Genomic DNA, 21,326 nt, shown 5'->3' on the forward strand with positions numbered 1-21,326 from the left:
CGGCTAAGCCATGCTCGGGCTCATGGCGTCAGCCAATTCGTCGATCTTGTCCGGCCGGAAACCCGACCAGTGATCGGCGTCGGTGATAACAACAGGTGCCTGCATATGGCCCAAAGCGCGCACGCGCTCCAAAGCTGCGGGATCCTGCGAAATGTCAACGCTCTGGTAAACGATGCCCTTCTTATCCAGGGCTCGGTAGGTTGCGTTGCACTGTACGCATGCTGGCTTCGTGTAAACCGTGACGGTCATGTCCGTAAATCCCCTCGTGCAAAAATCTGCGTATGTGATGTCTTTGGGTTCCCATGTACTGCCCGGTGTCGGGAAGTACATACGAACGTTGCGTGCCGGCGGTCAGCGTGGCTTTCGAGAGTCGAAGATCCGTAAGTTTCCCCGTATTCCGGAGGCTCGCGCACTAGGCCTCAGCGGCTAACTCAATACTACATCTAGTGGGGGCCTCGGGGTTAGACCCCAACATGATGTATTACACGTCTGTCATTTCATGCACAGGCCGTCCACAACCAGTGTGGATAACCACCCTCGCTTTAACCGCGTGAATCCAGCGAACTCGAAAATCTATCCACACCTTGTGGAACGTCCCCCCACGTTTTAAAGACTTGGCGTGTCGTTGGGCACGGCGTGTCGACTTCCCCGCACTAAACCACAAGATATGGCGCCAAAGCAACGAGTCAACACTACCTATGGTGCCAAGCAGGAACCTAAACGGTCCTCTCCGGCAGCATTTGTTGCCACGCTGCGAGAACCACCGGGCTGCGGCAAACCCGGCCTTGTTCCTTGAACAAAAGGGCAGCGAACTCCCAAATTATGGTTTCTTCCAGGCCACCCGTTGTTGTCCCCGGGGTTCGAAATCATCCCCTGTACATCTAACCGGTCCGCACTGGATCCGACTCGACACATACACCGGGTTTCGCCATCAACTATGAAAAGGCGAATAGGGGCTAGCGGCAAAGCCCCAGCCGATATTCGGCCCCCCGGGCATCGTCGCTGCCATCGGAGCCAACAACTGTGATGCAGTAGGTCGGAGGCTCACGTGCGAGCTTTTATTCAATCCGACGGTAAAATCATCCGCGTCACGTTGTTGGTGAAAAATAGGCGTCGCTCCCGGCAAGCGCCTTCGCTGTTGCTGTAGCAGCAAGCGCAACCGAATCTTCCAAGGTGTTGTTGCCCAGCAGGCATCCGACCGTGGTCCCCAGGAAGAAGTCGCCGGCCCCTTTGGCCCTGCTCTCAACAGCCGGCGTTTTCACCAAAGTGCTGCCTTGGCTGGTCACCAGCAGGGTGTCGACGGTGGAAGCATGGGATCCGCTATTCGCCGCACTGGTGACGGCAACCCACCGAAGCGTGGGTGTGAGCCAAGACTGGACCTTGTCCACCAACGACTTCTTGCTGCCGCCCTCGATGAGCAGCGCTAGTTCAAAGTTATTGGGGGTAACCCCGCTGGCCAAGGGAATCAGATGCTGGATGTAGCCATCGACCACCTCCGGGGCAGTGTATAGACCCACGTCGTCATCCCCCATGGCAGGATCGACAATCAATCGCAGCTCCGGGTTGGTCTCCAGTGCCCGAGTGAACCACTGGCCGACAATGAGGGCTTGGTCCGGATGCGCCAAATACCCAACGCAGACATAGACTGCCTCCCGCAAGACATCGCGCTCCAAAAGGTCATCAAGCATTCCCGACAACCACGCATTGTCGACCGCTCCCCCGGCGAGCGAGGAATAATGTGGCAAGTTGCTGAACATCACGGTCGGGACGCTGACCGCTCGATACCCGGCTCGCTCGATCAGCCTTGAGATCACGATGTTCCCCACCGAACCATAAACGAGCTGGGAGCTGATGACGACTGCGGAGACCGGGCGTTTATCCAGTTCGTAGGGCAGATCCAGGCGCATGATGGACGCAGCCTACTCTGCGGCGGGTTTGGGAGCCGACGATTTTTCGCCGGCGAAGCCCGGCCAGTAGTGGCTGTCCGGCAAAGCCCGGGCGCCAAAAATGCCTTGCCCCACCCGAACGACCGTCGCCCCTTCTTCGATGGCGAGCTCGAAGTCACCACTCATGCCCATCGAGAGTTCTTCGATCTTCATGCCTTCCGGGGCGCTCGTGCGCAACGCGTCTCGCAGCTCGCGCAGGCGAACGAAACAGGCACGCACTGCTTCTTTGTTCTCGCTGAACAACGCCAAGGTCATCAAGCCCTTGACGTGTAGCCGATCGAACTGCGGCAGCTGTTCCACGAACTCTTGGACCTCTTCCGGAGGCAGACCAAACTTGCTTTCCTCATCGGAGGTATTGACCTGCACAAAGACATCGAGCTGGCGGTCTTCAGCCTCCAACCGGCGCTGCAAGGCTGCTGCCTGACGAAGGTTGTCCAGCGCCTGGAATTCATCCGCGAACTGGGCTACGAACTTGGCCTTGTTGGTTTGCAGGTTTCCGATGACCGAGAATCTCAGCCCGGGAATATCGGAAAGATTCTCAGCCTTTCGTGCGGCTTCTTGGACCTTGTTTTCACCCAAGAAGTCCATCCCCGCGGCAACGGCCAGACGCAGCCGATCCTCCGGAACCGTCTTGCTGACCGGCAACAATCGGATTGAGGCGGGATCGCGGCCAGCCTTGTGAGCGGCAGCTTCGATGCGAGCCTTGATCGAGGCAAGGTTGTGCGCAAAATCCTCGGTGGTGCTGGCGTGCGCAGCAGCGGGTTCGGGGGAATTCTCGGACAGCGTCATGGCGGAGGAAGAGTCTTTCGCGATAAGGAAATTCGATTGCATCGACGCACCGGCCGGAACGGCCCAAGCGCCACCGCCAACTTAGCACGTCCCTACTGAAGCCCTTGAAGTCCAAGAGGGGTGGATGGCACCCGGCCGCCCGAAGGTGGCCGTTTGCTACACCTTCTTTACGACCGAGGACTTCAAATGCATCGGGCCAAAGCCATCAACTTTGCAGTCGATGTCGTGTCCGTCGAAGCCCTCAACCAAGCGGATGTTGCGGACCTTGGTCCCGACCTTGATCGACTGCGCCTGGCCCTTGACCTTGAGGTCCTTCACTATGGTGACGGTGTCGCCGTCGCAGAGCACGTTTCCGACCGAGTCCTTGATGGCTGTTTCTTGGGGTTCTTCATCCACATCAGCTGCTGCTGCTGACCACTCATGGGCGCACTCGGGGCAAACCAACAAGGTACCCATTTCATAGGTGTAGGGACTCGAACACTGGGGGCACGATGGCAAGACGTCACTCATGTCACCCAGTCTAGGTCGTTGGCATCCAACAGGGTGTCAGGAGCCTTGTACGGCAGAGCGCGGCCTTCAGGCTTGGGATACGCCGATCCACGGGAAGGGACGTCGCGGTCTTGTTGCCTGTGGCGTCCTTCCTGGGCTTTTCGTGTCGTTGCTGTCACGGAAGGCTGTCTGCGCCTTCTGCCCCCCGGGCTTCGACGTGCCGGGCGCGCGCCGTTCGTCGGTTCGATGCAATCACCGGGGATCGCCATGCGCCTGCTGGCCACCCACGGGACGGGTGGGCGCGGCTCCCGCCTTGGCCTGCAAGACGCTCCTGACACGCCCTGACCAGTTTCTCGGGTACACGCTGGTTTTTGTTGCCGCGGTTTTCATCCTCGAAGACATCCTTCACCGGAGTCCGCCGCAGGATGAACTACACGTGCAGTTGCGGCGCCGGCCTCTTCCCCGTTGCCACCGCACTCAGGACATAGAGAACGGCGACTGCGACAACCACGGCAACCACCACTGGCCCAAGGGAACCTGCTGTCGAACCGAGCGAGCTGAGAAACGCGCCCACCCCTGCGCTTGCCATCTCCCTGAAGTCTCCGGCAAGGATCCGCGATCCGGCCGCATTGGACAATCCCGCCAGGGCCGCCGGAACCACCCACAGCAAGAGCAGATTCACGACCCATGCGACGCCTTGGCGGAGGGTACCTAGACCGCACCAGGCAAGTGCAGCTCCAACCAGCAGTGCCGGCAGCCATCGCGTGGCGCCCACCAAGAACAGCAACGACGCCGGCGAGGGAACGGTGGCCACCCCGAGAATGAAATAGCGAACCCATATGCCCACCGCCAACGCAGCGAGCGCCATCCCGAGGGAAGCCGACAACGGTCCGCCCAGCGCGATCGACAGCAATACAAGCAACCCACCGGCGACCGCAAGGATTATCACCGCCAATACGGCAAGAAAATAGGCAGTGGATGCGAAGGAGAACCGCAGCCCGTCCCGGAGAACGAGCGAGGTTTGGATGATCGCCACGCCGCACGCGGCAAAGGTCCCGATTCCCGCGTATGCGGCAGCTTTGGGCCGTGAGTCGATCGGCATGGGGCGAACCGACAGCCCGGCCAAACCCATGCCCGAGATGACCATCCCCAAAATGGATGAGAGCTCGTACTGGCTAAACGGCAATAGCGTGCGCGGCATCTGCTCCGGCAGCGCTTGGACACCTCACAAATTCTGTAACGGTAGGCGCATCCCGGTCACGAACCAGGGCAGCAACCCCAACACGAGCGCGCCGACACCAATGAATATGTAGCCCATGCGGGGAACCCCCGACGGGCTTGCGCACCGGTTGATGGTCGGGGTGCGCGGCTCATGGGGTTTACTCTGTCATGGGCCACGCAGCCCGGCTGGCCCTCGCCCGTGTTCCGCAGAGCGGCTTAGATGCTGACGAGCAGCCCGACACCTACTGCGGCGCAGGCCCAGAGGACGCTCACGAAGGTGCCTAGGATGAACTGTTCGGCGGCGGCGTGCTGCTTGAGTTCTGAGAACCTACCGAGTCCTTTGACGGCCAAGACCACGGCGAGTCCTTCCGGCCATGCTGCCCAAAGCGTTGAAGCAATGGCGGCCCGCTCCAGCAGACCGATCCACATGCCTCCACGCAGCGGGCTGGCATCCAGCACCAAAGTCTCTCGAGTGTCCTTGCGTGCGTGCTTGAACGCCGCCAGCCGGAAGACGGTCTCGGTCACCGGGCCGCCGCCAAAGGTGGCGGCAGCCACGCTGACAATGATCACCAATTCGCGCGGAACCTGCCCCGCATCCGGCATGTGGTTCCCAATTGCCGCGAGGGTGCCGGAAATCGCCAGCACCATCATGAGCAGGATGCTGGTCAGTGACTGCTTCACCGGCCAACGGAATCCCGATGCGGCGAAATAGCGCGGGATACCCACAAGCACAACGACAAGCAGCAGGGCCCAAGCTATCCAGTTCATCCGGCTCAGCTTCCTTCCGCTATCCGTGCGTACTCGTGCAGTGCCGCACCTGCCAGGTCTGTCAGCCTGGTGGCTTCGTACCAAAGTCCCGAGGCCAGCCGTGCCGAGACGGCTTGCTGCGATATCCCCAGTCGGACTGCGACCTGCTGTTGGGTCAGTCCTTGGGATACCAATATGCCAGCTTCGTCCGACGTTTCGGTGCGTCGCGCGTTCACCAGGGCGATCAATTGCAATTCTGCCTCAAGCCGTTCGGCTTCGGCACCGGGCCCCGAGAGGGCCAGTGAACCGTTGGAGTTCTTCGCCCGCTCCACGGCATCGCGCGCATGTTCAAAGGCGGGTCCGCGGCCGGCTCGCGTTTGCACCGGCATCGGCATCTCCACGGCACCAACACCGATTCCCACACTCCACTCTCCCGTGCGAGCCACCTCGAGCGCCAACAGCACCGCGGCAGGCCCATCTTGGAGCACCCCCTGAACCTCATCGCCAGCGGTTCGTTCAAATGGGCGAGCGACTTCATACGCCCGGGCCAGTCGTTGCAACAGGTCCTCGACCTTGTCCGGTCCCGATCGGGACTTGCGCTGGTCTATGGTCACCACAATCATAATACAAATATAGAACTTTGTATAAGAATATACAAGCTTTGAGGCTTGTATATTGGTTCACAAGGTAAACACTCGGGATAATCACCACCATGCCACGAGCGGGCCCACCACCCGCGGAACCCACGCAACCACCGCTAGACATGGCGTCCACAACGTACCGTTGGACGCGAACAGAGCTAGCAAGCCCATAGCTGGGACGAGCCCGTTTTTTGGCCTGCAGGCAATGCTGGCATGCTTGTGGGATGAGACCGATCACAACTGCACCACCCCGTGCAGTGCTCAGCTGGAAGCTGCTCCCTGCCGTGCTGCTCTCGGCATCCGGAGTGCTCCTTTTCGGGGTCGGTAATGACCCGATCGGCTACAGCCTGCTCATCCTGAGCCTGCTCACGGCGGCAACAATCGACCGCCGGCTCGCACGCCACCTTTTGCTTATCGCCGTGGGGCTACTGATCATCAGCCTGGTTCCGCTCAATGCCGACTTGAGCATCCAGCACATGGCTCTCATGGGTGGTGCGCTGGCCTTGGCCGTGCTGTTGCCGTGGCTCGCTTCGCGGTTCCTTTACCGTGAGGAAGTCATCAAGTTTCCGGTGAAAACCGGCCGGAAATGGCCGTTGGTCGCCAAGCTCTACTTGATAGGTGTCGTAGCCTTGGGCTACTTCATTTTACCGGTGTACCTGATCAGCACGGAGGTATACAGAAACTGGCCGGACGCGTCGGATCCCGTCGTCTTCTGGCGGCTTTTTCTGGGAGTGAATGCTGTTGGTATCTGGGACGAGTTGTTCTTCATCTGCACCACCTTCACGTTGCTGCGGCTGCACTTCCCGGATTGGCTCGCCAACATCCTCCAGGCGGTGATCTTCTCTTCCTTTCTTTGGGAGATCGGATACCAAGCTTGGGGTCCGCTTTTGACGTTTCCTTTTGCACTGCTGCAGGGCTACACTTTCAAGCTGACGAAGTCGTTGACCTATGTCGTTTCGGTGCACCTGACCTTCGACTTCGTTTTGTTCCTCGTGCTGGTCCACGCGCACAACCCTGGCTGGCTGCCGATCTTCGTCTACTGAGCCCCTGGCCCAGCGTCCTTTCGAAAAACCATTGAATCGATAGCGCGCCACTCACGCACGCAACATGGCAGTGCGACCAACCGCGGATGGGTGGTGAACTCGTCGTGGAAAAGGACAGGTATCTCCGGGAGCAACGTGACTGACTGACCGGGTGCATCGGCAACGCAAAAGGTCCCCGACCGAAGCCGGGGACCTTTTGCTGTTCACATATCTTGGTGGAGGTAAGGGGATTCGAACCCCTGACCTTCTGCATGCCATGCAGACGCGCTACCAACTGCGCCATACCCCCAAATGAGAGCCGCCCTCGCGGGCAACTCAACCATCATAGGCCACACAAAACATGTGGCGCAAATCGACGGACCCTAAAGTGAATCAGGCAGCGTCTCGATGTGCGACATGTCCGTTGCGGGCTCCCCGGTGGTGGGCAGATCGATGACCGGGCAGTCCCCCCAGAGGCGCTCGAGCGCGTAGAAGACGCGGTCCTCGTTGTGCTGGACGTGGATAACGACATCCGCGTAGTCAAGCAGGACCCAGCGACCTTCGCCACGGCCCTCGCGCCTCACAGGACGAACATCGAACTTCTCGGCGAGCTTGTCTTCGATCTCGTCGACGATGGCATTGACCTGGCGCTCGGAAGATGCCGAGGCGATCAGGAAAGCGTCGGTGACACCGAGGCGCTCGGAAACGTCCAGAGCAATAAGGTTTTCTGCCTGCTTCTCGGCTGCGGCAAGCGCTGCGGTCTGGACCAGGTTGATGGAATGTTCGTGGGCACTCATAGGGGGTCTCCTTGAGGGATAAGTGGCGTCGCGGTAGCGCGCTAGTTTGAGTTCAGGAACATGATGAGGCCGGCCACCAGGGCCGCACCTCCAACGGACAAAGCCGCGATGACCATCAAGTACATGTTGTTGGCACGGCGCATTCCTGCGGTCTGCACATCCAACGGGTCAAGGCCCTGCGCGCGCACTGCACGCACAGGCGGACGGGCGGCCGCCGAAAACTCGTCATCGGCATGCGAATCAGCGGTTTCCGGTGTCCCGGCCACCTTGCCGTCGAGCGGGGCCTCGGCAGTTGCGGATACGTCCGCCACTGCCTTGGGAGGTGCTGCTGCGGCAGCTTCTTTCGCGTCGGCCGGTTTCGTGCCAGCCGCCGGTGCCTGGGCCGGAGTAGCAGCCTTGAGCGTTTTCGCAGGTGTGACCGCCGGGGCTTTCGCACCCGGGGTCGCCGGCTTGGGCGCCGCGGGCGCCGAAGCCTGAGTAGTGGGGTCCACGGGGTTCGCGGGCTGGGCACCGCCGTGAAGGGTGCCTTGGTCGGTCATGGCGATATTGAAGCCACGGGTCAACGGACCGGAGATGCCGGTGTTGACCATCTTCCTCTCGACGTCATCGGCGACAAGATTGTTCATGGCACCGGTGAAGGGGTCCGATCGGCGGGCACCTTCACGCTGGGTGTTTTCTTCCTGCAGGCGCAGGCGTTCGGCGGCACGGCGGGAAATGATCGCCGCACGTGCCGCAAGTTCGCGTTGCTGTGCCAGCACCTCGAGGTCGACCTCGGCCAGGTCCTCTTCGGGCTGGATCAGCAGCGGTTCGCTGGGGGAACCTGGCTCGGAGCGCCGACGCAGCGCAAGGGCTTCTTCCACGCTCATCTGTGCAGCCGCGGCGGAACTTGCCTCTTCAGCCTTCTTCGAGGACGATTCGGCGGATCCGGGTTTCGGGCCGGATCCCGGACGCACTGGGCCCGGCGACTTGGCTCCCTCCGATTCCTTGAGCGCATCCAACGCCTGGAGCCGCATCTGCTTGCGCGTCAGCGGCGCCGGGTCATCGCCGGGGCTCTGTTCCTTGGGGGAAAGTGAGGAAACTTCCTGTTCCAGCCGGCGGCGGGCGCGCAACGCCTCGCGGTCGCGGGCACGCTGCAGGGATGTTCGCTCGGGCACCGCATCGACCTCGCCGGCTGCGGCACGGCGGCTGCGCAGGGGTTCCGCGACCACGGGTACCGGTTTGGCAGCGGGTGCCGGGTCTTGAGTCGGAGCGGACTTGGCATCTGCAGCAGAATCCTCTGCGCGATGTGTTTCGGCCGATTTTGCAACGGGCTTTGCCACAGGCTTGGCGGCTGGGGCCAGTACAGGCGCTTCTGCCGCCTTTGCCACGGGCTTGGCCGCGGAGACAGCTGCGGGCTTTTGCGCCGGTTTTGCAACGGGTGCGGATTCCTTGGCAGCCGCCGGCTTGTCATTCGACGGTGCGGGAGGCTCCGGCTCTTGGCCCGTGTCCGCAGCTTCCTGGGCAAGCGTCGCTTCGGTCTCGGCACGTCGCTGCTCACGCAGGGCTCGCCTGCTGAGCGCGGGCCCGGTCTCGTCGCTCATCTTGTCCATTCCCGGCCGGTCTCTAGTCCTGGCCGTTGCTTACTGCGTAGTTCTTCTAGTTGTAAAGCTTGTACTTGCCGATGTACTGCACCACGCCGTCCGGTACCAAGTACCAGACCGGATGTCCGGTGCGAACGCGTTCGCGGCAGTCAGTCGAGGATATCGACATCGCGGGCACTTCCATCAGCGACACGTCGTTGCGGTCCAGCACCGGCAATTCATGTCCGGGCCGCGTGACGCCCACGAAGTGCGCCAACCGCCACAGTTCCTCGACGTCCTTCCACCCCATGATCTGGGCCATCGCATCCGCGCCGGTGATGAAGAACAGCTCGGCCTCGGGCCGCTGGGCAGCCAGGTCCCGCAACGTATCGATGGTATAGGTCGGACCCGGGCGGTCGATGTCCACGCGGCTGACGGTAAAGCGCGGATTCGCCGCCGTGGCGATCACCGTCATCAGGTAACGGTGTTCGGCCGAGGCGACATCGCGGTTCGATTTCTGCCATGGTTCCCCGGTGGGGACGAACACGACCTCGTCAAGGTCAAAGACCGAGGCGACCTCGCTGGCCGCCACCAGGTGCCCATGGTGGATCGGGTCGAAGGTACCGCCCATGACGCCGAGGCGAAATGGGCGGTCCGTACGCTCGGCCGCGAGACGACTAGTGATGACCGTGCTTGTTGGTGTGCGTGCGGTGCGGGTCTTCGGGTTCAGGCTTGATCTCATGGCGGTTGCCCACGTTGGAGTACGACATGGTGATCAGCAACATCAGCATCAGCAGCGCGAAGATGCCACCGCCGACGAGCAGCGCCTGCGTACCGGTGCTCATTCCACCGGTGCTCTCCGAAGCCAGGATCGCTGCGTTCAGGGACTGGGTAAACATGTTTCTCCAGGATGTAATGTGCCCGCCGCGCGCATGCGTGCACGGCACGTACTAGTAACTAAGGTGTCTTCCTAGCCTCTATCGTACCCACCTTGGCACGCGGCTACGAACGAACATGCCCATCGCCTTGCACAATCCACTTGGTCGTGGTTAGCTCGCGAAGCCCCATGGGGCCCCGGGCATGCATCTTCTGTGTGGAAATGCCCACTTCGGCGCCCAGTCCCAGCTGGCCCCCGTCGGTGAAACGGGTCGAGGCGTTCACAATCACGGCAGCCGAATCGATCTCGGCGATGAAGCGCTCCGCACGGGCAAGGTCGTTGGTCAGGATCGCCTCGGTGTGCCCGGTGCTGTGTGCCCGGATGTGCTTGATGGCCCCGTCGAGGTCATCGACGACCGCAACGGCCAGGTCCAGGTCCATGTACTCGGTGTCCCAGTCCGCTTCGGTCGCATCGATCGTTTCAATGCCGCCGGCGAGCACTTTGGCGCGGGCATCGACATGCAGGCGCACCCCGGCCTTGGCCAGCGCCGCGAGGACCTCGGGTGCCGCAGCCGCGCGGGCATTGAGGACCAGGGTCTCCACCGTGTTGCACACCGAAGGCCGGTGGGTCTTGGAGTTGAGCACGATCGGCACGGCCATTTCGGCATCGGCGGATTCGTCGAGGTAGATGTGCACGTTGCCCTCGCCGGTCTCGATGACCGGCACGTTCGCGGTGGTGACCACGCGCTGGATCAGTTCGCGTCCGCCGCGCGGGATCAGTACATCGATCTTTCCGCGGGCACCCATCATGGCGGCAGCTCCGTCGCGTCCGTAGGCATCGACCGATGCCACGGCGTCCGCCGGCAGCCCGACGCTCTCTATGGCATCGCGGATCAACCCCAGCAGTGCGAGGTTCGAGTGTGCCGCGGCGCTGCCGCCGCGCAGCAGCACGGCATTGCCGCTCTTGAGCGCAATGCCGGCAATATCGACCGTAACGTTGGGGCGGGCCTCGTAGATGGCACCGATGACGCCCATCGGCACGTGGACCTGGCGCAGGCGCAGTCCGTTTGGCAGGGTCTGTCCGCGCAGCACGGTTCCCACCGGGTCAGGGAGCCCGGCAAGTTCTTCCAGTGCGGCAATCAGATTATCGACACGCGAGTCATCGAGCTTCAGGCGGTCCAGCAATGCCTCGGTGGTCCCGTTGGCGCGCCCGGCCTCGATGTCCTTGGCGTTGGCCTTGATCACCGCGGCGCGATTGGCATCCAAGGAGGCGGCAATGGCCAGCAACGCCCTGTCTTTCCAGTTCCGGTCGGCCCGTGCCAAGACCCGTGCGGCGGAGCGGGCACGATCGGCAAGGTTGCCGACGGCGACCTTTGCTGCTTCGAGTCCATCCGATGGTGCGCCCGCGACTACCGTTTTCTGCTCTGCATCAATATTCTGGCTCATGTTCATCCATTCTACTGGTGGGTGCTGCAAAGCCCGGCCCGGCGCGTTGTGCCAGGGACCGGGCTTTGCATGGAGTGCTTAGAGTCGGACGACGACCAGGTCGTCGACGTGGACCACGGATCTCTCGTATTGGTCCCCGAGGTTTTCCCCGAGCTCGCTGGTGGACCGCCCGAGCATCTGCGGCAGTTCCTCGGAGGAGAAATTGACCAGTCCGCGGGCAACCAGGCCCCCGTCGGCGTCCGTGATTTCCACGGCGTCCCCGGCCTCGAAGGAACCGTTCAGACCGGTGATCCCGGCTGCCAGCAATGAAGCGACACCCGAGGCCACGGCGTCCACGGCACCTGGATCCAGGATCAGCCGCCCACGGGTCGATGCCAGGTGCGCAAGCCAGAGCATCCGGGTGGAACGTCGCCCGCCACGGGCGGCAAACCAGGTTCCCACGTCTTCCCCGGCCAGCGCCGCAGCGGCGTTAGCGGTGGAGGTGACCAGGGCGGGGATGCCAGCTTCGGCGGCCATGGTTGCGGCCTCGACCTTGGTGGCCATGCCGCCGGTGCCCAGTCCAGCTCCCCCGGTGGTCCCGATGTCCAGCAGGGACAGGGCCACGTCGGATTCGATGTCCGGCACGCGCACGCCTCCGTCGTTCGGCGGTGCGTCATAGACGGCGTCGACGTCGGAAAGCAACACCAGCGCATCGGCCTTGACCAGGTGGGCGACCAGTGCCGCGAGCCGGTCGTTGTCGCCGAAGCGGATCTCGTGGTTGGCCACGGTATCGTTCTCGTTCACGATCGGAACAACGCCCAGAGCAAGCAGCCTGTTCAGCGCGCGGAACGCGTTGGCGTACTGCTGGCGTCGGATCAGGTCGTCCGCGGTGAGCAGGACCTGGCCCACGGTGACGCCGTGGGCGGAGAAAGCCTGGGTGTACTTGGCCATCAGCAATCCCTGGCCCACCGACGCCGCGGCCTGCTGGGTGGCCAGGTCGCGTGGCCGACGTGAGAGGTCAAGGGGTGCCAGGCCGGCGGCAATGGCGCCGGAGGACACCAGGATCAATTCGACCCCTGAGGTCTTCACCGCCGCGAGGCGGTCGACAAGGGAGCTGAGCGCTTCCTCGGACATGCCCCCGGCGAGGGTTGTTAGTGAGGAGGATCCGACCTTGACAACGATCCGGGAGGCTCGTGGCAGGTCTTGGCGTTGGGTGATGCCCGAGGGCAGGTTTGTCGCGCGTTCGATGATATTTTACTCTCCAGACTTAGGTTGCTCGTGCTTGTAGTTCACTGACTCCGTCCAGATCCCAGCCTTGCGTTCGGCCTCAAGCTCCGCGCGGGCAGACGCCTTGGCGCCCTTGCGTTCCTCGTGCAACGCCTTCTTTTCATCGCGGGACGGTCGTGCACCGTATTCTTCCAGCCGCACGTCCTGTCCGCGGCGCGAGCCAAGCAGCTCGGCACCGGCGGCCATGGTCGGTTCCCAGTCAAAGACCACGGCATCGGTTTCGGAACCGATGACCACGGCGTCGCCGGGCTTGGCACCCAGCTTATACAGTTGGTTCTCAACCCCCAGCTTAGCCAAACGGTCGGCCAGGTAGCCCACCGCCTCGTCGTTGCGGAAGTCGGTTTGAAGGATCCAGCGCTCGGGCTTCTCACCGATGACGCGGTAAAGCGGCTCGAGGTTTCGCTCCTCCTTGCGGATCACGAACCCTGCCCGCTTGGACACCCGGGTGCGCAGCACCTCAACGGGAACCGGCAGCGGGGCCGCCTCGATCTTAGCGCGTGCCTCGGTGACCAGTTCGGCCATCGCGAAGGAAAGCTCACGCAGTCCTTCGCGGGTCATGGCAGAAACCTCGAAGACACGGTAGCCGCGCTTCTCCAGTTCGGGGCGCACGAATTCGGCCATGTCGCGGCCGTCGGGCATGTCGACCTTGTTCAGGGCGATCAGGCGCGGGCGTTCATTCAGCGGGATGATCTGGCCGTCGGCACCGGCGAAGGAGGAGTCGACCTCGTAGGCGTCGAGCTCGGCGGAGATGATGTCAAGGTCGGTCACCGGATCGCGGTCCGCTTCCAGCGCTGCACAATCGAGCACGTGCACCAGGGCGGCGCAGCGTTCGACGTGGCGAAGGAATTCCAGCCCCAGGCCACGGCCCTCGGAGGCCCCCGGGATCAGGCCGGGCACATCGGCCACGGTGTAGCGGATCTCCCCGGCCTGCACCACTCCGAGGTTCGGGACCAGGGTGGTGAACGGGTAGTCGGCGATCTTGGGCCGCGCAGCGGACAATGCCGCGATCAGCGAGGACTTTCCGGCCGAGGGGTAGCCAACCAGGGCCACGTCTGCCACGGACTTCAGTTCCAGCACCACTTCGGCGGAGCCGCCAGGAGTGCCCAACAGCGCGAATCCGGGGGCCTTGCGCTTCTGGCTGGAAAGCCCGGCGTTGCCGAGGCCTCCCATTCCGCCGGAGGCAATGACGAATTCGGTGCCGTCGCCGATGAGGTCCGCGAGGATCTCACCGTCCCGGGTCTTCACCACGGTTCCCTCAGGCACCGGAAGCACAAGTGTCTCCCCGTTCCTGCCCGGACGCAGGTCGCCCTTGCCGCCTTCGCCGTTCCCGGCGTGGCGGTGCGGCGAGTGGTGGTAGGAGAGCAACGTGGTGGTCTGTGCATCCACGCGCAGGATCACGTCTCCACCGTGGCCGCCGGCTGCTCCGTCGGGTCCACCCAGCGGCTTGAATTTTTCGCGCTTGATGGAGACACAGCCGTGCCCACCGGTACCACCGGAGACATGGAGGACCACTCGGTCGATGAAGGCTGCCACGGTTGAAAACTCCTAGTAAAAAGGGGTGGCGTTGTGCTCGCTACCGGCCAGTGGCGCGGTCTCGGCAAAACACGGGGTACTTGGAAAAACACATAGAGGGTGAGCCGTGCGGCCCACCCTCTATTGTGTAATGAATGCGGTTACGTACTGGGTTAGCCAGCCGTAACGATGTTTACGACCTTGCGGCCGCGGCGGGAACCGAACTCGACGGCTCCTGCTGCCAGAGCGAACAAGGTGTCATCCTTGCCGATTCCCACGCCGGCACCCGGGTGGAAACGGGTACCGCGCTGGCGCACGATGATTTCGCCGGCGGAAACAACCTGTCCACCAAAACGCTTGACGCCCAGGTATTGGGGGTTGGAGTCGCGACCGTTGCGAGTGGAACTCGCACCCTTCTTACTTGCCATGGAATGTGCCTACCTTCAGGTAATGGGAATGCTTGGAAACGACCGCAATTAAGCGATCGAGGTGACCTTGACCTTGGTCAGCGAGGCGCGGAAACCTTGGCGCTTCTTGTAACCGGTCTTGTTCTTGTACTTCTGGATGACGATCTTCTGGCCTCGAAGGTTCTCAACGACCTCAGCAGTCACCGACACCTTGGCCAGTTCGTCGGCTGCAGAAGTTACCTTCTCGCCGTCGACCAGCAACAGGGCAGGCAGTTCAATGGAGGCGCCCGGGGCAGCCTTCAAGCGGTCAAGGGTTACGAGGTCTCCAACAGAAACCTTTTCCTGGCGGCCGCCAGCGCGGACAATTGCGTACACCACGTGGGTACTCACTTCTACTCGACGTTCAATCTGTCTTGCTGCGCATCACTACCCCAAAACAAGCCTGGGGATTGCGCTGTGCTGGCACGCCGAGCGGAAGATTCCGATAGCTGGCGTTCGCACCGAGGATCTAGACTACGCTAAAAAGCGCAGCGGTGGCAAATACAACGTGCCCCCGCGAGTCGTCACGACCCCTACTCTTTCAGCTCGTTGACCGGCACTCCGACACCCAGCATAACCGGCGCATTCGCGGGGTTTTGCTGCTTGGAGAGTGAGGTTTTTTCAGCGAGCGAAGCAACATGGGAGGTACCCGATGCTGCAAGCGTGTCCGATGCCACAGTGACTGCTGCGTCGGATCCGCCCTGCGGGCTCGTTGCACGGCGGCTGCGCTTAGCGCGCACCACTGGCTCGATTCCCGAAGTCTTGTTTTTTGCCTTGGTTGCGGGCTCCTGGGAGGCTGCATCGGCCGAGGCCTGGCCGGCCACACCTGAGACGACGGGCGCCTGCAGGACAGGGGCCTCCACGACGGGGGTCTGCACGACGGCCTTGGGCTCATCCGACGCGTTGTCGCTTTCCGTCGGCTCGGTGGCCTTGGTGCGCGACTTGCGGCGGCTGCGGGAGCGTGCCGGACGTGCATTGGACGACTCCTCCTCGTCATGGGTATCCTGCGCCTCGACCTGAGCGGCACCGCCGGGCAGCGCCGCTTCCAGGTTCTCCAGTGTCACCGACGGTGCGGTTCCCTCCGAACCTGCACGGCGGTTGCGCCGGGCGGCCGGGACAGCCACCTGCTCGCCGGCCACCGACAGGGTGGGAGCTTCCTCCGGGGATTCGGCTCCGTCCTGGTCGTGGGCGGCATGGGCTGCGGCGGCGATGTTCGCAAACGCGGTGCGTGCGGCATCGGCCTTGGCCGTGTCCTCGGGCGCCTGGGCCTCAACGGTTCCTTGGGCGGGCGCCGACTCGGAGTGCGAGTCGGTTTCCGGGGTGCGGTTACGGCGGCGGCGTTCGGCCCGCGAAGGCTTTTCGGCCGCGCGCTGGCTCGATGTGTGTGCATCGCCGGCCGAGTTGAAGGCCCTGCGGTGTTCCACCGGCTCGTCGTGGGTGATCACGCCGCGGCCGTTGCAGGCCTCGCAGTTCTCGCCAAAGACTTCCAGCAGGCCGGTTCCCATGCGCTTTCGCGTCATCTGGATCAAGCCCAGGGAGGTCACCTCGGCGACCTGGTGCTTGGTGCGGTCGCGGCCCAGGCATTCGACGAGGCGACGCAGCACCAGGTCCCTGTTGGACTCCAGGACCATGTCGATGAAGTCAATGACGATGATTCCGCCGATGTCGCGCAGGCGCAGCTGGCGCACGACCTCTTCGGCGGCCTCAAGGTTGTTCTTGGTGACCGTTTCCTCGAGGTTTCCGCCGGAACCGGTGTACTTGCCGGTGTTCACGTCAACGACCGTCATGGCCTCGGTGCGGTCGATGACCAGCGAGCCGCCCGAAGGCAGGAAGACCTTGCGGTCAAGTGCCTTGTGGATCTGCTCGTCGATGCGGAAGTGGTTGAAGATGTCATCTTCGCCCTCCCACTTCTCCAGGCGCGAAACCAGGTCCGGGGCCACGTAGGTCACGTAGGCCTCGATGGTGTCCCAGGCTTCCTCGCCGGAGACGATGAGCTTGGTGAAGTCCTCGTTGAAGACATCGCGAACGACCTTGATGGTCAAATCCGGTTCGCCGTAGAGCAGTTCCGGTGCCAGGGTCTTGGTGGAGGCGGCGGCCGCCTCGATGCCTTCCCACTGGGCGCGAAGGCGGTTGATGTCGTTCATCAACTCTTCCTCGGAGGCGCCTTCGGCAGCGGTGCGCACGATGACACCCGCGTTTTCCGGAAGGTGGTCCTTGAGGATCTTCTTCAGGCGGTTGCGTTCCACATCCGGGAGCTTGCGCGAGATGCCGGTCATCGAACCACCGGGCACGTAGACCAGGTAGCGGCCCGGCAGGGAGACCTGGCTGGTCAGCCGAGCGCCCTTGTGTCCGACGGGATCCTTGGTGACCTGCACCAGCACCGTGTCCCCGGACTTCAGCGCGTGTTCGATGCGGCGCGGCGCACCGTCAAGGCCCGCCACGTCCCAGTTGACCTCGCCGGCGTAGAGCACGGCGTTGCGTCCGCGGCCGATGTCGATGAATGCAGCTTCCATGGACGGTAGTACGTTCTGCACCTTGCCCACATATACGTTGCCGATCAGCGAGTCCTGCTGCGTCTTGGAGACGAAGTGCTCGGCCATGATGCCGTCTTCGAGGACGCCGATCTGTATGCGGTCCTCGTTTTGGCGCACCACCATCTGGCGATCCACGGATTCTCGGCGTGCCAGGAACTCGGCCTCGGTGATCACCTGGCGGCGGCGGCCGGACTCGCGGGAGTCGCGGCGGCGCTGGCGCTTGGCTTCCAGCCGGGTCGATCCGCGCACTGCGGTGACCTTGTTGGAGACAACCGGTTCCAGGGAGGTGCGCGGGGCACGGACGCGGGTGATGGTGTTCGGCGGATCCTCGTCCGAGCCCCCGGTGAGCTCCAGGTCGGCATCACCGCGGCGGCGGCGACGCCGGCGGCGCGACACGGCACCTGAATCCTCGGAGGAATCGTCATCGGAGTCATCGTGCGCGCTTCCGCCCTCGGCCTCCGGCTCTTCCTCGTGGTTCCCGGTGGTTGCTCCGGCGGAGGGAAGGTTCGGCGCCTGGAAGATCATCGACAGCGCGGATTCCGGGATGGCGAACGGGTCGTGGGCCACTGCGGCGTCTACTTCAACAATCTCCACGATCGTGGCATCGGCGACGGCTTCCTCGGCACTGGCAACGTCCTGATCTGACCGGGTCTCGACGGTCCTGATGCTGGCGCCGCTGCGTGTTCCGCGGCCGCCACGTGTTGAACGGGAAGTATCGGCCTTGGCCTGCTCCGGCTTCTCGGCCTGCTCCTCGGTGTCCCCTGCGGTTTCTGCAGGAGCCTGCGCCTGATCGACAACCGGTTCCTGGGCGTTTGAGGCTTCCGATGTGGCCTTGCGGCTGCGGCCCCGTGCAGGGCGCTTGGCGGCGGTCTTGGGAGCTGCATCTTCCTCGACGCGGTCCTCTAACGCGGCTGCCGCGGCGGCGGGCTCTGCCGCGGCTTCACTGGCGAGGGGCGCCACCGTGGCGGATGCACCCGGTGCGCCGACACCTGAAGAGGCGCGACGTGGACCGCGGCGGACCGGGGCCTTGGGCTGCTCGACCGGCGGCGTCGCTGCTTGCACGGGTACCGGGATGGTTGCCGCTGCGGCGACCGATTCCACGGTGGCATCCACATTGGTGGCGGCCCGGGCGTTGCGAGCCTGCGGGCGGCGTGCCGTGGCGTTGCGCGGGGAAACTGCCGGGCGCGTCTTGGCTGTGGGTGCTGCGGCGGCGTCATTGAGTTCGGCCAGGGTCATCGCCCGGCGGGCCGGACGGCTTGGCTCGGCCGGCTCATTGAAGTTGGTGCGCGGGCGACTGGTGCGGCTCCGGCCCTTGGTGCCCTGACCCATCGCTGCCTTGGATTCGTCGCGATTCATTGCCATTGTAAAAGAGTGCTCCTCGGCGGGCTCGACGCTCCCACAGATAGCGACTAGACCCCTGGTTGGTTCGCTGGACCGGGCCTTGTGGCCGCATGTCCCAGCGGAAGTCCTTGTTCTGTTCCGCCCGGGTGCGCCAACCATGATCGGGGCGCGGCATCCATGCGGAACCAACGGCGCTTTTCCAAGCAAGCCGCTTTACATTGCGGCGGCCATATCGCGGTATTCGCTCAGACCTTCGTATAGGTGGTCTATTTGCAGCAGATTCCTCGCGATCGGGCTTGAAAGCCTGTCGTTGGGTTGAAAGCAGACTGTGGATCCACGAACAACCACTGCAATTGTCTCACACCGACACGCCCATGACCGCCGCCATCCCCCAAGGCGCGCCACGGCACTTCCCTGCGGGCATTGTCCCTGCGGTTGTGCCTCCGCGACACGGCAGGATTTCCCGGCCCCGCGGGACATTAGACTTATTGCACGGACCCGGCAAAACCGGTTCCGCATTGGCAACGCAGAGACCCGCCACCGGGTGGCCTCCCTGCCAAGGAACACATGACCTGAAACAGGGAGCATCCCATGCGCACATCCGAAGCCTCAGCACCACCAAGCCACCGGCCCGATGCGCCACGCATGGCCCAGGGCAGATCCTTTGGGCTCTTTCTGGTGCTCACCGGAGTGGTTTCATGGCTTGCCTCGGGCATGCTGGTGCTCGAACGCCTCGCGCTGTATAAGGACCCGGACTACATCACCAGCTGCGACTTCAACCCCTGGGTCTCCTGCGGCACCGTGATGAAATCCACGCAGGCCGCCTTGTTCGGTTTCCCCAACCCATTCCTGGGCATCGTCGGATTCGCCGTGGTGATCACCATTGGCATGGCACTGCTGGCCGGGGCGCGGTTCGCCCGCTGGTACTGGATCGGGGTGCAAGTCGGGGTCTCCCTGGCCATGGTCTTCATCGTCTGGCTCTGGTCCCAGGCGTTGTATGAGATCAACGCGCTGTGCCTGTACTGCATGGTCGTCTGGGCGATGGTGATCCCGATGTTCCTCTACACCACCGCACGAAACATCGCCCACGGAGTGATCCCGGCCTCAGGCCCCGTGCGCCGTTTCAGCGCCGAATGGACCTGGGTCCTCGCTGTCATCTTGCTGGTTGGAACCGCGGCCACGATCTTCCTGCGCTTCCCCGGTGCATTCCTTGGCGCCTGAGGCTCCAACGGCTGCCAAGATGCAGGCAAGGAACCGGCGCCGCAGCGCAGCGGCCTGCGTGCCGCTTCTCATCGCCTTGGGCTTGGCTTCGCGCTTCCCGGGCACCGGCCCGGTTGCGGATGCCGCCGGCGGGGTGTTCTATGCCGTTCTGATCTACGTGCTCTTGGTCTTGCTGCGCCCGGGCGCAGCGATGCTTTCCAACGCGCTAGGCGCCCTGGGTTTCTGCGTGGCACTCGAGCTGTTCCAGCTCACCGAAATTCCGCTGGAGCTGGCCAGCGTCTTCGCGCCGGTGCGGTTGGTACTGGGCACCACTTTCGTTCCCCTGGACCTCTTGGCCTACGCGATCGGTGCCGCGGCGGCACCGATCGCCGACCTTCTGCTGGGGCGGATACGTTCCGCTGCGCCCGGTTCCTTACCGCGCTGATCCGCGCCAACGCCGACGGGCCCGGCACTTCCCATGTTGGGGGAAGTGCCGGGCCCGTCGGCTTTCCCGGGTATCCAGGTTCCGGCGATCCCCGCGCGGCTAGGAGAACCAGATGCCGATTTCACGCCTCGAGGACTCTACCGAGTCCGAGCCGTGGACAAGGTTCTGCTGGACCTTCAGGCCCCAGTCGCGGCCCAGGTCCCCGCGGATGGTCCCCGGGGCCGCCGTGGTCGGATCCGTGGTCCCGGCAAGCGAGCGGAATCCGGTGATGACGTTGTGCCCCTCGGCAACGATGGCCACCAAGGGGCCCGAGAGCATGAATTCGACAAGCGGCTCGTAGAACGGCTTGCCCACATGCTCCTCGTAGTGTGCCTCGAGCAGTTCGCGGGTCGCGGAGACCTGCTTGAGTTCGGCGATCACATAGCCCTTGGCTTCGATGCGGGAAATGACCTGCCCGGTCAGCTGGCGCTTGACGCCGTCGGGCTTGATCAAGATGAGGGAACGTTCAATAGCCATGTCATGGCTCCTATCCAAAGGTGTTTAGAGGGTGTACAAGTCAAAAACTGTGGTGCGGTTCGCCCGCGGTGGAGGAACTAAGCTTGCTCGGGACCGGTTTCGGCCTCGGGATGCTCGGCATCCCACACCTCCTGCTCGCGGGCCCGCCGGGCGGTCTCCAGGTCCATGGTGTGTCCCTTGGTCACCGCATACCACCAGGTCGCGGCAAACGCGGCGCCGATGAAGAACATCGAGGGCAGCAGGAAACCGGTGAGGATAAACAGCAGCTGCAGCGCCCAGCCGATGGCATAGCCAACCGGTTTCTTCAGCAACGCGCAGGTCATAGTGCACGCCACCGCCATGAGAGCTCCGGCGCCAAGGACCATAACAGGTGCGAACTCATCGCGCTTGAGCCCGAAGAGCGCCAAAGCGACGAAGAGAGCCAGCAGCGCCTCGAGGGTGAGCACGGTGGAGGCAAACAGCACCCTGGTGGAACGGACTTTCTTGGGCTGCCCCGGGCGCCATTCACGTTGCGCCTTGGTCATTTTCGCCAT

22 protein-coding genes and 1 tRNA gene are annotated in these 21,326 nt (G+C 63.3%); 3 read left to right on the plus strand and 20 right to left on the minus strand.

Annotation, left to right across the window (positions count from 1 at the left end):
- Nucleotides 1-3: 3 nt before the first annotated feature.
- The 7 genes from nrdH to ABEA12_RS18275 form a co-directional block, all read right to left on the minus strand.
- Nucleotides 4-249: a glutaredoxin-like protein NrdH gene (gene nrdH / locus ABEA12_RS18245; RefSeq protein ID WP_210100950.1), complete on the minus strand. Its 246-nt coding sequence runs from the start codon at nt 247-249 to the stop codon at nt 4-6.
- An 839-nt stretch (nt 250-1,088) separates the two neighbouring features.
- Entirely contained in the window at nt 1,089-1,907 is an 819-nt protein-coding gene (locus ABEA12_RS18250) for a PfkB family carbohydrate kinase (RefSeq protein ID WP_210100951.1), read from the minus strand.
- Between the two features lie 12 nt (nt 1,908-1,919).
- Nucleotides 1,920-2,735: a YggS family pyridoxal phosphate-dependent enzyme gene (locus ABEA12_RS18255; RefSeq protein WP_210100952.1), complete on the minus strand. Its 816-nt coding sequence runs from the start codon at nt 2,733-2,735 to the stop codon at nt 1,920-1,922.
- Nucleotides 2,736-2,891: 156 nt separating this feature from the next.
- The gene (locus ABEA12_RS18260; RefSeq protein ID WP_210100953.1) at nt 2,892-3,245 is read right to left on the minus strand and encodes a zinc ribbon domain-containing protein YjdM; all 354 of its coding nucleotides are present in this window, start codon (nt 3,243-3,245) and stop codon (nt 2,892-2,894) included.
- Between the two features lie 409 nt (nt 3,246-3,654).
- Nucleotides 3,655-4,425 (minus strand): hypothetical protein, encoded by a 771-nt coding sequence (locus ABEA12_RS18265; RefSeq protein WP_210100954.1) that lies wholly within the window; start codon nt 4,423-4,425, stop codon nt 3,655-3,657.
- 236 nt (nt 4,426-4,661) lie between these two features.
- The gene (locus ABEA12_RS18270) at nt 4,662-5,213 is read right to left on the minus strand and encodes a hypothetical protein (protein WP_210100955.1); all 552 of its coding nucleotides are present in this window, start codon (nt 5,211-5,213) and stop codon (nt 4,662-4,664) included.
- A 5-nt stretch (nt 5,214-5,218) separates the two neighbouring features.
- Nucleotides 5,219-5,815: a hypothetical protein gene (locus ABEA12_RS18275; protein ID WP_210100956.1), complete on the minus strand. Its 597-nt coding sequence runs from the start codon at nt 5,813-5,815 to the stop codon at nt 5,219-5,221.
- A 242-nt stretch (nt 5,816-6,057) separates the two neighbouring features.
- Here ABEA12_RS18275 and ABEA12_RS18280 point away from each other — a divergent pair, with 242 nt between their 5' ends.
- Nucleotides 6,058-6,876 carry a CPBP family intramembrane metalloprotease gene (locus tag ABEA12_RS18280; protein WP_210100957.1) on the plus strand — a complete coding sequence of 273 codons (819 nt, stop codon included), beginning with the start codon at nt 6,058-6,060 and terminating at the stop codon, nt 6,874-6,876.
- 213 nt (nt 6,877-7,089) lie between these two features.
- Here the strand turns inward: ABEA12_RS18280 and ABEA12_RS18285 are convergent.
- From ABEA12_RS18285 to ABEA12_RS18335, 11 genes are all read right to left on the minus strand, one after another.
- A tRNA-Ala gene (locus tag ABEA12_RS18285) sits at nt 7,090-7,165 on the minus strand.
- 73 nt (nt 7,166-7,238) lie between these two features.
- Nucleotides 7,239-7,652, minus strand: coding sequence for a ribosome silencing factor (rsfS, locus tag ABEA12_RS18290; RefSeq protein WP_210100958.1), 414 nt, complete (start codon nt 7,650-7,652; stop codon nt 7,239-7,241).
- A 41-nt stretch (nt 7,653-7,693) separates the two neighbouring features.
- On the minus strand, nt 7,694-9,232 hold the full coding sequence (locus ABEA12_RS18295) for a hypothetical protein (protein WP_210100959.1): 1,539 nt from the start codon (nt 9,230-9,232) through the stop codon (nt 7,694-7,696).
- A gap of 55 nt (nt 9,233-9,287) precedes the next feature.
- Nucleotides 9,288-9,953: a nicotinate-nucleotide adenylyltransferase gene (gene nadD / locus ABEA12_RS18300; protein ID WP_345469214.1), complete on the minus strand. Its 666-nt coding sequence runs from the start codon at nt 9,951-9,953 to the stop codon at nt 9,288-9,290.
- The gene (locus ABEA12_RS18305; RefSeq protein ID WP_210100960.1) at nt 9,889-10,110 is read right to left on the minus strand and encodes a hypothetical protein; all 222 of its coding nucleotides are present in this window, start codon (nt 10,108-10,110) and stop codon (nt 9,889-9,891) included. The genes nadD and ABEA12_RS18305 overlap by 65 nt, the downstream gene beginning before the upstream one ends.
- A gap of 103 nt (nt 10,111-10,213) precedes the next feature.
- Nucleotides 10,214-11,533, minus strand: coding sequence for a glutamate-5-semialdehyde dehydrogenase (locus ABEA12_RS18310; protein ID WP_210100961.1), 1,320 nt, complete (start codon nt 11,531-11,533; stop codon nt 10,214-10,216).
- Between the two features lie 78 nt (nt 11,534-11,611).
- Nucleotides 11,612-12,763: a glutamate 5-kinase gene (gene proB / locus ABEA12_RS18315; protein WP_210102571.1), complete on the minus strand. Its 1,152-nt coding sequence runs from the start codon at nt 12,761-12,763 to the stop codon at nt 11,612-11,614.
- 3 nt (nt 12,764-12,766) lie between these two features.
- A complete protein-coding gene (obgE, locus tag ABEA12_RS18320) occupies nt 12,767-14,332 on the minus strand; it encodes a GTPase ObgE (RefSeq protein WP_210100962.1) in 1,566 nt (521 codons plus the stop codon).
- A gap of 152 nt (nt 14,333-14,484) precedes the next feature.
- Nucleotides 14,485-14,739, minus strand: a complete 255-nt coding sequence (rpmA, locus tag ABEA12_RS18325; protein WP_210100963.1) for a 50S ribosomal protein L27 — start codon at nt 14,737-14,739, stop codon at nt 14,485-14,487.
- 48 nt (nt 14,740-14,787) lie between these two features.
- Complete coding sequence (gene rplU, locus ABEA12_RS18330; protein ID WP_210100964.1) at nt 14,788-15,096, minus strand: 50S ribosomal protein L21; 309 nt, start codon at nt 15,094-15,096, stop codon at nt 14,788-14,790.
- 194 nt (nt 15,097-15,290) lie between these two features.
- Nucleotides 15,291-18,653, minus strand: coding sequence for an Rne/Rng family ribonuclease (locus tag ABEA12_RS18335; RefSeq protein ID WP_210100965.1), 3,363 nt, complete (start codon nt 18,651-18,653; stop codon nt 15,291-15,293).
- 570 nt (nt 18,654-19,223) lie between these two features.
- Between ABEA12_RS18335 and ABEA12_RS18340 the strand changes: the two genes are divergently transcribed.
- Together ABEA12_RS18340 and ABEA12_RS18345 are read left to right on the plus strand one after the other, a co-directional pair.
- A complete protein-coding gene (locus ABEA12_RS18340; protein ID WP_210100966.1) occupies nt 19,224-19,853 on the plus strand; it encodes a vitamin K epoxide reductase family protein in 630 nt (209 codons plus the stop codon).
- A 19-nt stretch (nt 19,854-19,872) separates the two neighbouring features.
- Nucleotides 19,873-20,277: a DUF2809 domain-containing protein gene (locus tag ABEA12_RS18345; RefSeq protein WP_210100967.1), complete on the plus strand. Its 405-nt coding sequence runs from the start codon at nt 19,873-19,875 to the stop codon at nt 20,275-20,277.
- Between the two features lie 99 nt (nt 20,278-20,376).
- Here ABEA12_RS18345 and ndk read toward each other — a convergent pair whose 3' ends face one another.
- Together ndk and ABEA12_RS18355 are read right to left on the minus strand one after the other, a co-directional pair.
- Nucleotides 20,377-20,793: a nucleoside-diphosphate kinase gene (gene ndk / locus ABEA12_RS18350; protein ID WP_210100968.1), complete on the minus strand. Its 417-nt coding sequence runs from the start codon at nt 20,791-20,793 to the stop codon at nt 20,377-20,379.
- A gap of 77 nt (nt 20,794-20,870) precedes the next feature.
- Nucleotides 20,871-21,326 carry a DUF4233 domain-containing protein gene (locus ABEA12_RS18355; RefSeq protein ID WP_210100969.1) on the minus strand — a complete coding sequence of 152 codons (456 nt, stop codon included), beginning with the start codon at nt 21,324-21,326 and terminating at the stop codon, nt 20,871-20,873.

Source organism: Paeniglutamicibacter antarcticus, from assembly GCF_039544305.1.
GTDB lineage: Bacteria > Actinomycetota > Actinomycetes > Actinomycetales > Micrococcaceae > Paeniglutamicibacter > Paeniglutamicibacter antarcticus_C.